Source organism: Acinetobacter apis, from assembly GCF_900197575.1.
In the GTDB taxonomy this organism is placed as follows: Bacteria; Pseudomonadota; Gammaproteobacteria; order Pseudomonadales; family Moraxellaceae; genus Acinetobacter; species Acinetobacter apis.
On the sequence record NZ_FZLN01000001.1, the window covers coordinates 187,114 to 198,641 of the forward strand.

An 11,528-nucleotide genomic window follows, 5' to 3' on the forward strand; every position below is an offset into this window, starting at 1 on the left:
GAGGATGTCAACTAAAACTCCAAACTCAAACCAAGTTTTGCGGCTTGCTGAATTATTACATCTTAGTCACACACCACCTCAGTTTATTCCTGAGGTTGAACGAGAAATTGGCTTATTACTTGGTTATGCTCATGAAGATGTTGAATATTTCATTCAGCATGTTTTAGCATTAAAATCAACGAAAACTTGACATACGAAATTTCACTTCAACCAAGTGGAAGCCAAATTTACTTTTGATTGGGCCTTGAATTGTTTTTTCGGGTGCTGAAAACACCAATTTATCAATGACAGGTACCAATTGCCCTTTTTTAATTTCACCTAATTCGCCGCCACGACTTGCTGAATTACAAGTTGAGTGCTGTTTCGCGAGCTTAGCAAAGTCTGCACCACGAGCGAGTTTTTCTTTTAATTGCTGAGCTAAAGCAATGTCCTTGACTAAAATGTGGCGTACAATGGCTGTAGACATGTTATTTTTCCTTAATCACAGGTAAGGCTTGGCAAATAGGGCAAAAGACACTAGCACGCTGTCCAAGCTTAATATTTTCTAGTGTGGTTTCACATTGAACACACATTTCACCTGCTCGGCCATACACCAATAATGTTTGCTGAAAATACCCATTTTCACCAGATGCATTGGTATAGTCACGCAATGTCGAGCCACCAAGTCGAATCGCTTGTTTGAGTATACGTTTAATCTCTATAACCAATTTTTCAATCTGTGCAGAAGTTAATGTATGCGCAGGCTGTGCAGGATGAACTCCAATATTGAAGAGGCTTTCTGTGGCATAAATATTACCAACACCAACCACAACATGGTTGTCCATGATGGCGACTTTGATGGCTGTTTTTTTGCTTTTTAAGGCGTTGTACAAATAATCTGCATCAAAATCATCACTTAACGGCTCAGGACCGAGTGGATCAATTAATTGTTTTTGGGTGGTTTCATTTAGCCAAAGAATACAGCCAAAACGTCTTGGGTCATGGTAACGTAACTCAAAATCATCAAACTGAATAATAAAATGATCATGTTTACGCAGTGGCTCATTGGCATTGCAAATACGAAAACTGCCTGACATACCTAAATGCCAAAGCATAGTTGCCTGTTCAAATGTCGCGAAAATATATTTTGAACGTCTAGAAAGTGCAATTAGACGTTGCCCTGTAAGTTGAGACACGTCTGCTGGAATTGGCCAACGTAATTTAGGTTGATGAACTGAAACAGACTTAACCCGTTGATCAAGCAAAGGGAGTAGACTCGATTTTGTTGTTTCAACTTCTGGGAGTTCAGGCATAAATAAGGGAAGTCATATTTATAAATGGAAAATATATTTTACCATGCTTCAATAAATTACTTAAAAAATGGTGATTAAATCTGTTTTATATGTAACATTAGGTTATATTTATCATGATTACTGTTACAATCCTCAATTTAGAATTATAAAAATGACAAGAGTTCAAGTATGAAATCTAGCGTGTCTATAAAAATTTTAAATGCAGTGTTTTTTTTAGTACCTGCAACCTTCAGCTTAAATTTGTATGCGGGACAAAACGTATTTTTGATTGATAGTAATTTACCTGCTATTAAAGCAGAAGCCACACGAACGGGGACCACCTATTTAAATACGCCTGCATCAATTTATCGAGCTGATGTTCCAACGCAAACTCGAGATATTGGCGTCAATTTGACGGAGGTGGTTCGGGGTATTCCAAGTTTACAATTGAATAATCGACAAAACTACGCGCAGGATTTACAGCTGTCTATGCGCGGCTTTGGAGCAAGATCAACGTTTGGTGTCCGAGGCATCCGCATTTATGTCGATGGTATTCCTGCCACTATGCCAGATGGTCAAGGTCAAACCTCTAATATTGATTTATATAGTTTAGACCATGTTGAAATTTTAACAGGACCATTTTCATCTTTATATGGGAATTCATCAGGCGGTGTCTTACTCACTCATACCAAAGAAGGAACAGGCGACGATTCTGTCACCTTAAACTATGGTGCAGGCAAGCACGACAGTAATCATTCAGGTGTTATTTTACAAGGCGGTTCAGGAGAGCGCGGTGAACCTGCTTATATCATCAGCTCATCTTACTTTAATACCGATGGTTATCGTGACAATAGTGGTGCCAATAAGCTCATGAATAATGCCAAGTTGACTTGGAATTTAGAAGATGGCAGTAAAATCAATTGGATTACCAACTATGTCAAAAGTACAGCAGATGATCCAATGGGTTTGACCAGAGCAGCATGGCAAACTGATCCTAAACAAGCTGTTGATGCATCTTATAAATACAATACACGTAAAGAATTAGAACAAGTTCAAACAGGCTTAACATGGTTAAAGCGAATTGATGATCAGCAAACGCTTTATGTGATGGGGTATGTGGGTTATCGAGGAGTGACTCAGTATCAATCTATTCCAAACACCACGCAGCGCGCCAATGAAAGTAATACGGGCGGCATTATTTCTTTTGACCGTGCTTATTATGGAATGGACTTACGCTGGACGGGAACAGATTTATTGCCGAGTACAGATATTAGTTTAGGGGTGGCTTTAGATGGTATGCATGATTCACGACGCGGTTTTGAAAACTTTTTGCGTACATCTGCAAATACAGCAGCTACAGATTATGACTTTGGGGTACAAGGCAATAAACGCCGTGATGAAGACAATACATTATGGAATATTGATCCATATTTACAGGCATCATGGCAGATTTTACCTGATTGGCGCTTAGACACAGGGATGCGCTTTAGCAATGTGCACTATAAGTCAGAAGATCAATTTATTGTAGGCAATAATGGTGATGACAGTGGCGATAAAGTGTATCAAAAGTTTTTACCTTCAGCAGCATTAAGCTTTCAAGTATTGCCAAGTACCTTGTTATATATGAGTTATGCGAAAGGTTTTGAAACGCCAACATTTACTGAAACAACATACCGACCAGATGGTCAGCTTGGTTTTAACAATAATCTATTGCCATCTAGCAGTGACAATTATGAAATTGGAATTAAAACCAATCATCAGCTTGGTTATTTTTCAGCAGTGGCCTTTGAGAGCCATACCACAAATGATATTGTGTCAGCTGGTAGCACAAATGGTCGTGCTACATTCCAAAATGCAGATCAAACCATTCGTAAGGGACTTGAGTTTTCTTGGACCAAAAAGATTTGGAAGCAACTAATTGCTCAAGCAACTTATAGCTATTTAGATGCACGTTTTAACGCAGACGTGCAAGCAGTTGATACAACTAATAATATTAAAAAAGGTGCAGCAATTCCAGGTCTTGCTAAAAACCAAGCCTATGCTAGTTTAGCATGGCAGCCTGATACAGGATTTCGAGCAGGTGTTGATATACGCTATATGGATAAAATGTATGTTGATGATCAAAACTCAGATGCTGCACCAAGTTATACCATTACCGCATTTAATGTAGGGTATGCTTATAAAGTGAAAGAATGGTCATTAAATGCGTATGCACGTTTAGATAATGCGTTTAATCGTAAATATATTGGTTCAGTGATTGTAAATGACAGCAATGGTCGGTATTTTGAACCTGCGGATCGCCGTTATTGGGGCGCAGGCCTGAGTATTACTAAGCTATTTTAACAAAAAATAAGAGGTTAGGATGACGAGTCAATTATTTCAATCATTGGCATGTGGAACACTGACATTAGAAAATAAAATTATTATTGCACCGATGTGCCAATATTCTGCAACAGAACAGGGTGAACCTACCTATTGGCATGCACAGCAGTGGGCAAGTTATGCGTTGTCTGGGGCAGGGTTAACCATTATAGAAGCCACAGCGGTGAGCCCTGAAGGCAGAATTAGTTATGCTGATTTGGGATTATGGAATGATCAGCAAGCTGAGAAAATCAAACATCAATTGCAACAAGTTAAATCTTTGTCGCCTATGCCGTTTGCAATTCAGCTTTCGCATGCAGGACGTAAGGCATCATCCGATTTACCTTGGAAAGGTGGAAAACAATTGCCGCCTGAAGATGCGTTAGGTTGGCAAACTGTTGCACCTAGTGATATTGCTTTTAAGCCAGATCATGTGTCACCTAAAGCACTAAGCCATACTGAAATTAAACACATTCAACAACAGTTTGCAGACGCAGCAAAACGCGCTGTAGATGCAGGATTTGATTTAATTGAAGTTCATGCTGCACATGGTTATTTGTTACATCAGTTTTTATCCCCACTCTCAAACCAGCGTACAGATGAATATGGTGGTTCGCCTGAAAACCGTATGCGGATGGTATTAGAAACAATCCAGGCAATTCAAAGTGTTGTACCTGCTCATTTTCCAATAGGTGTACGAATTTCAGCTACAGACTGGATGGCAGTAGAGAGCTGGGATATTGATTCAAGTATTCAATTATCAAGTGCCTTAGAGCATCTTGGTGTGGTTTACATTCATGTGTCGACCGGTGGTCTGCATGAACATCAGCAAATTGATATTAAAGAAAACTATCAAGTACCTTATGCACAAGCCATTAAGGCGCAAGTCAATATTCCTGTCATTGCAGTCGGTCTGATTACACAAGCAACACAAGCTGAACAAATCTTACAAAATGATCAAGCAGATGCTGTTGCTTTAGCTCGGATTATACAATATAACCCTCGCTGGCCTTGGCATGCTGCAGCAGAGCTGGGTGAAAATATTCATATTTCACCACAATATTTACGTTGTCAGCCACATGGTGTTAAGGATCTGTTTAAGCCATTTAGACATTGATTAATTTTATTGTAGAGCGCCTGATGTGTTACTGACTGTGATTGTTCCCGTCTTCATATTAATGTTGGTGGGGTTTGTTAGTGTAAGAATTGGGCTTTTAAACCACGAGCAAATCAAAAGTTTAGGAACTTTCGTCATGAAGGTTTCTTTACCTGCTTATATCTTACATGCGTTATCCACCCAATCTTTACAAGATTTATGGGTTCCTACATACCTTGTTGTTTATATTGTTGCCACATTACTTTTATTTATCGCGACATATCTGATTTTTAAAAAGATATTTAAATATCGATTTTCATCTGTACTGATTATTTCATTGGGTGCAGCGGTATCGAACACAGGGCTTTTGGGCACCGCATTAATTCCCATGCTGATTGGTAATGATATTATTAACTATCTTGCGCTGACGATTTTATTCGACAGTGTGGTGATGACCTGTTTAATGTTGCTTTTAACCGATCCAGGTTTATATCAAAAAAACACCTTTTCTGATATTTCAGCCAAAGTATTGCGACAGTTAATTCGTAATCCATTGGTTATTTCAATTTTAATTGCCATGGGCTGTATTACGTTTGAAGTGACGTTACCAGTCATTATTGATGAACCTTTAGAGCTTTTGGGTCAGGCTGCTGCACCTGCTGCGCTTGTTATTATTGGTGCCAATTTATCACCATTAATTTTAAAGCATATTGATGTACCTTCAATGTTGCTTGTTGTTTTAAAAGTCATTGTTTTTCCGAGTATAGTCTTTATTTTATTTCAATTATGGCCTGATGCTGACCTAGACATGGTCCATGCAGGGGTGTTAATTGCTTTATTGCCCATGCCAACTTTATTTATTATGTTGGGACAAATTTACGGTTTAGAAAAAAAAGCATCAAATGTTCTTACATTAAGCACTTTACTGAGTTTGGCATTCATGAGTATTTTAACTGTGCTTTGGTGGTCTTAATTAACGTGTGGATTTTCTTGGTGCATTTTGTTTTCTTAATTGCCAAAAGATCCAACTTGCACATACGGTAATGCTTCCCAAACAAATAAATGTATATTGAAATGACAATAACATTTGGGTTTTACCATAGATATGGATGAAATTATTAAGGACTGCGCCTGCAATTGCAACCCCCATACTCATGGACAATTGTTGCACCACAGACAGCAAACTGTTGCCACTGCTGGCGTCATCGGTGGTTAAGTCTTTAATAGTGACTGTATTCATGGCAGTAAATTGAATAGAATTAACAATACCAATTAAAAAGAAATGAATAACCTGCCACCACAATGGTGTGCTTGGTGAAATTGCAGCAAGGCTTGCAATGCCTAATCCCACTAAAATGGTGTTGGTGGTTAATACATTACGGTAGCCAAAGCGATAAATAATCTTAGTGATGTACTGTTTAATGATCATTGAACCAATTGCCAATGGAATCATCATTAAACCTGCAATGGTGGGATTAAATCCTAAAACCACTTGTAGCATGAGTGGAAGCATAAATGGAATTGCACCATTGCCAAGCCGTGCAAAAAGATTGCCTAAAATACCAATACTAAATGTATCTACTTTAAAGATAGAGGTATGAAATAGAGGTGAGTGATGGCGAATGGCATGCAACCAATAAGATGCACCTGCTGATAAACCAACAATTAATAAAATGAGGGTATGTGCTTGCGAGTGTGATGGGTCAACCATACTTTCAAGTACGAAGGATAAGCTCACCATACTGACAGCAATAAATAGAAAGCCGACATAATCAAAGGGCTCTAAATTCATCATTTTTAAATCAGGTAATATTCTTAAGGTAAAAAATGCACCAACAATTCCAATGGGGACATTAATAAAGAAAATCCAATGCCAACTGACAAGTTCAACCAAGGCGCCACCTAAGCTTGGTCCGATCAGCGGTCCGACCAATCCAGGAATACTGACAAAACTCAGTGCAGCAAGTAGCTGTTTTTTAGGCATGACTTTAAGCAAGGTTAAACGACCAACAGGTTGTAATAATGCACCGCCAATACCTTGAAAGACACGAGCAATGACCAATTGGTTTAATGTTTGAGAAATTGCACATGCCACAGAGGCCACGCTAAATAAGATGATCGCTGCAAAGTAAGTTTTGCGAATACCATACCGGTCAGTGACCCAACCGCTTAAAGGAATAGTGACTGCCATTGCAAGTACATAAGCCACAATTACGGACTGCATATTCAGTGGATTTTCATTTAAGCTTTTTGCAATATTGGGCAGAGCGGTATTAATAATAGTACTGTCTAATTGCTGCATGAAAAAACCCATGGCCACAAGCCATAGTATTGGACGATATTGCACATCAATGGGTTCCGGCTTGTCTTTGGCCGTGGTTTGGGTATTTTTCATGGTTTTATCTACTTTTTAATTTTTATTTCAAATGCCATCGAGTCCGCTTCAATGGCATGACAATCACAACAGGTTATGTAGTAGGTCGTGCCACATCACCACGCATATGGTCAGGTAAATCAAGGATTTCGACATCATGTTCTTCTGACAGTGTTGGTCGTGCAATCACCAATGCTTTATAATGATCACCAAGGGTGATGCTGTTGACCACTTGCGTGTGTGGGTGGAGCTTGCTCAGTGGTGCAGGAGCAATCCCTGTGCCTTGAATTAGATGTAACCATTGTTTGGGTTGGGCTTTAAACCAAAGACGTGCGATGACTTCTTGGCCTAAATAGCAGCCTTTATCATATTCAATGCCATGACGTTGGTGTAAACGTAATTCCTGTGGTTGAAACATATGCGCTGTATCTTGGCTGATCCAAGCTTCACCATGTTCAATCGCAAATTGTTGCCATTGGGTGAGATCGCTTGCTTCAGTTAAAAACGCTGTACTGTTGTTTTGAATATGTGGAAATACAAACCCTTGTTCGGTCAGCTCAATTTTTGCAAAAGCGCCGTATTTGCGTACATGTTGTTTGAAAGCATCGCTTTGGTCTGCAATTACGACAATATCAAAATATTCAGGATTGGTTTTTTTAATCCATAAACCGAATGCAATACGACCTTTTAAATCACAAATTACAGTGTACTGATTTATATTTTCCTTTAATCGATCAATATGAATTGTAATTTGACCTTGTAGAAATTTAGAGGCATCTGCTCCAGTCAGTTTAAAATGCGTAAAGCTTAATGGATCCATTTTGTCCTCAACACCATGCTTATATATGAACTTATTGTGTCCGATTTTTTTGAAAAAATCAGCTGATGATTGTCATGGATGTGCAATTAAATTGAGTTTATCGCACGATGTTGTCTAAAAATCATATCAATTCACATCTCATCATACGGCTTTAAATGACCTTATGGTCATCACTAGTCCTTTCGATTTTCTGTAGCATTTTATTTTGCGCTTCGATTTAGAAATACAGCTCATAATTTTGTTTAAAAATTAATCGATAGATGATTATTTTTCCTTTATTAAAATTTAAAACTCACATTTTGATGCTCTAGATGACAATTTTTGCTTGAGTTGTGCCTTCAGTTACAAAAAAAACATCAATTGAGCTCATTTAATTCATAAATATAAGTGATTGATTTTGATTTAAATAAAAACTTATTGGAATTACCAATGAAAACAGATTAGAAAATAATAATATTTATTTTGATAAATGTAAGAAAAATGTAGTATAAATACAGCGGCAGATTAGGACACATTTTACACCAAAAATGATTTTCATAAGTTAATCATTAACATTTGTGTGACATAAAACACATTGTAACTGTGAAGCAGTTTGCTTTTTTCAAAAACTATTTCCGGGGGGAGATTATGTTGAAATTGAGTCGTTGTTTTTTAGTGCTTGCATTAGCAATGGGATTGGGTAGCCAATCTGTTCTTGCAGCAAGTCATCAAGAAGTTGCACCTGCAGCTTCAAAAAAAGTCATTTTTCCAATGAATGGTGCATCAGGTTTTGTCTTTCAAAAGCTCAAACCTGTATCAACAATTAATAGTTTGATGTATGACATGATTATTGTTGACAGCAGCCGAGAATTGACCAGTAGCCAAATTAAGCAATTACAAGCGTATTTGGACAAAGGGATTGCTATTGTGATTGATGCAAAAGAAGGCGCAACTACCGCGCAAAAAGTTGCAGAAGATCTTGTTGGTTTTGGCTTAAATTCAAATGCCATCATGATTGAAAAAAATCGTGGTTCAGCAGGTGGATACAATGTCACACCAATCACAGCAGCTCAGCCGAAGCCAAAAACTGTATCTAACTTAAATATGAACACGACGAAAGTAGCAAGTGCTGACAGCATGCTTCAAAGCTCAAAAGTAGTGAACAAAGAAGAGGCACCTGTCTCAAATACAGTTAATGACATTTTTGGTCTGTAATTAGGAAAAGTAAAATGAAAAAAATAATGTGTTGTGTATTGTCTTTTGTTTCTTTATCTACATTTGCAGCTGAATGTTTACAGCCTGAAACAGCACCTGTGGCATTGTCTAAAAAATCACGTGCATTTGCACAAACGCAAGCACGTAATACATGGGAAGACTGGATTTGGCGTGGTCCTTTATTTAGATGTCCTGCGAATGGTACACAAAGTTGTGCTTATCAATGGAGTGAAGCAAAAACGACAGGCTATAGCTGGCAAATTGGTGGTGGTTTAAATTTAAGTAAGATTCCAGTGATTGGTGAATATTTAAGTATTTTATCGCTCAGTGGTAATTACACGAACAATAAAAGCTTGACTACAACATTTGGTTGGACTGCGACGATTCAACCAGGTTGGTATGCACAGCCGATCCAAGTGATTAAACGACGTTGGAAAAGTGGTTCATACCGTGGAGCGTTCGTGAATACAGGTTTAGGTTGTTCACGTGGTATTGCTGCACCAGTGACCAAGAGCTGGTACAGATGGGATGACAACAAAGTTGCTGGAAAATGGGCATCTAACATTGCAGAAAGCAACTATTCTTCTTATAACATTCATCGTTAAGCATCACTTATAATTTAAAAAGCGGCTCTAAAAGAGCCGCTTTTTTATGTTTTTGATTTATGGCATAGAGGGTTAATCTTGATACAACATATATCCCTAAGAAAAATATACTATCTTAAAAATGATGATTGCAAAATTGAATATATATTGAATGTTTAATCTATTAAAGTAATTGATTTAACTGAATTAAATTTATATTAATTACACAAACAGTACGTTTATGGATCTTTTGTATTTAAATTTTAACTTTAAGTAAAATAAAGTAATTTGGCTCATACTCAAATAAATAGTGTAATAATTAATCGATATAAATGAATTGTAGTAACCACTATAAGACACTTTTTTTATATTTAGTGTTTGGTGTTTATTTAAATTTAATATCTGTGATTTTTATTTCATAAATATGGATTTTTATGAATTGTACATGGTTGCTATATCTCGTTAGTTAACTTATGTCAGAGGTTTATTATGCTCAAACTTAGTAGCAGTGCTTTACTCATGGTGTTAGCGATTGGTGTGGGAAGTCAATCTGTAATGGCTCAAGAAGACATGGTCAGTTCGGAGCAACCAGTCAAAAAAGTGATTCATTCAATGAATGGTTCATCGGGGTTTGTTTTTAATAAGTTAAAAGGGGTGTCTGAGGTCAAAAGCCAAGGCTTTGATCTTTTGATAGTTGACAGCAGTAAAGACGTATCAGAGAGTCAACTCAAAGAAATACAAGATCAAATTGAAAAAGGAATTGCTGTTGTGATTGATGCTGGTGCAGGAACAGGCACAGCAAAAAAAGTGTCTGAAGATCTGATTGGGTTTGGGATTGATTCAGAAGCAATCATGATTGTAAAAAGTACAGATTCAAAAGGCGGTTATGTTGTGACACCAATTACATCCGCCACCAAACCTGCCAATACAGGGACAGCCAATGCGCAGCTTGATTCGTCTGCTGTGACAAACAAGCAAGGCACAGCGGTATCCAATACCATCAGCGATATTTTTGGTATTTAACTGAATTGAATTTAAGGGAGAATACTCATGGAAATGAAAAAAATTGTATGCAGCATGCTATCAATGGTGTCGATTTCGAGCTTTGCTGGGGAATGTTTGCAACCAGAAACTGCACCCGTTGCACTGTCTAAAAACTCACAAGCCATTTCACAGACCCAAGCAAGAAATACATGGGAGGATTGGATTTGGCGTGGGCCGACGTTTGTTTGCCCAAATACAGGGACACAAAGTTGTCAATATCAATGGAGTGAAGCAAAAACAACAGGCTATAGTTGGCAAATTGGTGGCAGTTTAAATTTAAGTAAAATACCAGTCATTGGTGAGTATTTAAGTATTTTATCGCTCAATGGCAACCGCACCAACAATAAAAGTTTAACCAGTACATTTGGTTGGAACGTGACGGTAAACAAAGGTTGGTCTGTCCAACCGATTCAAGTCATAACACGTCGTTGGACACAAGGAACTTATAAAGGTGCCTATGAAAATACAGGTCAAGGTTGTTCGACAGGGATTGCCGCGCCAGTGACCAAAAGTTGGTATGAATGGAATCCAAACCGCATCGCAGGACAATGGCAAACCAATATTGAAGCAGGAAATTACGCATCATATAACGTATTTCATTAATCATTTGTTTATGCAAAATTTGGTGTGACGACATCATTTATTGTGATAACAGATAGATTTAAATTAATCTAAAGTAAAAGAGTGAGTTCTGCCAAGAGCTCCTCTTTGTATTTTAACTGATTGAATATATTAGATGATCATTCAATACAATACTGCGTTGTAAATCTTACTTACAAAATGC

At 37.7% G+C, this 11,528-nt stretch carries 12 protein-coding genes; 8 read left to right on the forward strand and 4 right to left on the reverse strand.

Annotation, left to right across the window (positions count from 1 at the left end):
• Positions 1-4 precede the first annotated feature (4 nt).
• Positions 5-190 carry a hypothetical protein gene (locus tag CFY84_RS00825; protein WP_088822258.1) on the forward strand — a complete coding sequence of 62 codons (186 nt, stop codon included), beginning with the start codon at positions 5-7 and terminating at the stop codon, positions 188-190.
• Here CFY84_RS00825 and CFY84_RS00830 read toward each other — a convergent pair.
• On the reverse strand, positions 176-466 hold the full coding sequence (locus CFY84_RS00830; RefSeq protein ID WP_088822259.1) for a peptidylprolyl isomerase: 291 nt from the start codon (positions 464-466) through the stop codon (positions 176-178). The genes CFY84_RS00825 and CFY84_RS00830 overlap by 15 nt on opposite strands.
• Position 467: 1 nt before the next feature.
• Positions 468-1,292 (reverse strand): bifunctional DNA-formamidopyrimidine glycosylase/DNA-(apurinic or apyrimidinic site) lyase, encoded by an 825-nt coding sequence (gene mutM / locus CFY84_RS00835; RefSeq protein WP_088822260.1) that lies wholly within the window; start codon positions 1,290-1,292, stop codon positions 468-470.
• A 168-nt stretch (positions 1,293-1,460) separates the two neighbouring features.
• Between mutM and CFY84_RS00840 the strand changes: the two genes are divergently transcribed.
• From CFY84_RS00840 to CFY84_RS00850, 3 genes are read left to right on the forward strand one after another with little or no spacing between them, the layout of a single operon-like run.
• Positions 1,461-3,614, forward strand: coding sequence for a TonB-dependent receptor family protein (locus CFY84_RS00840; RefSeq protein ID WP_088822261.1), 2,154 nt, complete (start codon positions 1,461-1,463; stop codon positions 3,612-3,614).
• A gap of 19 nt (positions 3,615-3,633) precedes the next feature.
• Positions 3,634-4,749, forward strand: coding sequence for an NADH:flavin oxidoreductase/NADH oxidase (locus CFY84_RS00845; protein WP_088822262.1), 1,116 nt, complete (start codon positions 3,634-3,636; stop codon positions 4,747-4,749).
• 37 nt (positions 4,750-4,786) lie between these two features.
• The gene (locus CFY84_RS00850) at positions 4,787-5,701 is read left to right on the forward strand and encodes an AEC family transporter (protein ID WP_143218744.1); all 915 of its coding nucleotides are present in this window, start codon (positions 4,787-4,789) and stop codon (positions 5,699-5,701) included.
• On the opposite strand, the gene mdtD is transcribed toward CFY84_RS00850, so the two are convergent.
• Both mdtD and ygfZ read right to left on the reverse strand, forming a co-directional pair.
• On the reverse strand, positions 5,702-7,123 hold the full coding sequence (mdtD, locus tag CFY84_RS00855) for a multidrug transporter subunit MdtD (protein WP_088822264.1): 1,422 nt from the start codon (positions 7,121-7,123) through the stop codon (positions 5,702-5,704).
• Between the two features lie 73 nt (positions 7,124-7,196).
• The gene (ygfZ, locus tag CFY84_RS00860; protein ID WP_088822265.1) at positions 7,197-7,922 is read right to left on the reverse strand and encodes a CAF17-like 4Fe-4S cluster assembly/insertion protein YgfZ; all 726 of its coding nucleotides are present in this window, start codon (positions 7,920-7,922) and stop codon (positions 7,197-7,199) included.
• A gap of 627 nt (positions 7,923-8,549) precedes the next feature.
• Between ygfZ and CFY84_RS00865 the strand changes: the two genes are divergently transcribed.
• From CFY84_RS00865 to CFY84_RS00880, 4 genes are all read left to right on the forward strand, one after another.
• On the forward strand, positions 8,550-9,116 hold the full coding sequence (locus CFY84_RS00865) for a hypothetical protein (RefSeq protein WP_088822266.1): 567 nt from the start codon (positions 8,550-8,552) through the stop codon (positions 9,114-9,116).
• Between the two features lie 14 nt (positions 9,117-9,130).
• Positions 9,131-9,721, forward strand: coding sequence for a hypothetical protein (locus tag CFY84_RS00870; protein ID WP_143218745.1), 591 nt, complete (start codon positions 9,131-9,133; stop codon positions 9,719-9,721).
• Positions 9,722-10,189: 468 nt separating this feature from the next.
• A complete protein-coding gene (locus CFY84_RS00875) occupies positions 10,190-10,723 on the forward strand; it encodes a hypothetical protein (protein WP_088822268.1) in 534 nt (177 codons plus the stop codon).
• A gap of 27 nt (positions 10,724-10,750) precedes the next feature.
• Positions 10,751-11,347, forward strand: a complete 597-nt coding sequence (locus CFY84_RS00880) for a hypothetical protein (RefSeq protein WP_088822269.1) — start codon at positions 10,751-10,753, stop codon at positions 11,345-11,347.
• Positions 11,348-11,528: the final 181 nt, after the last annotated feature.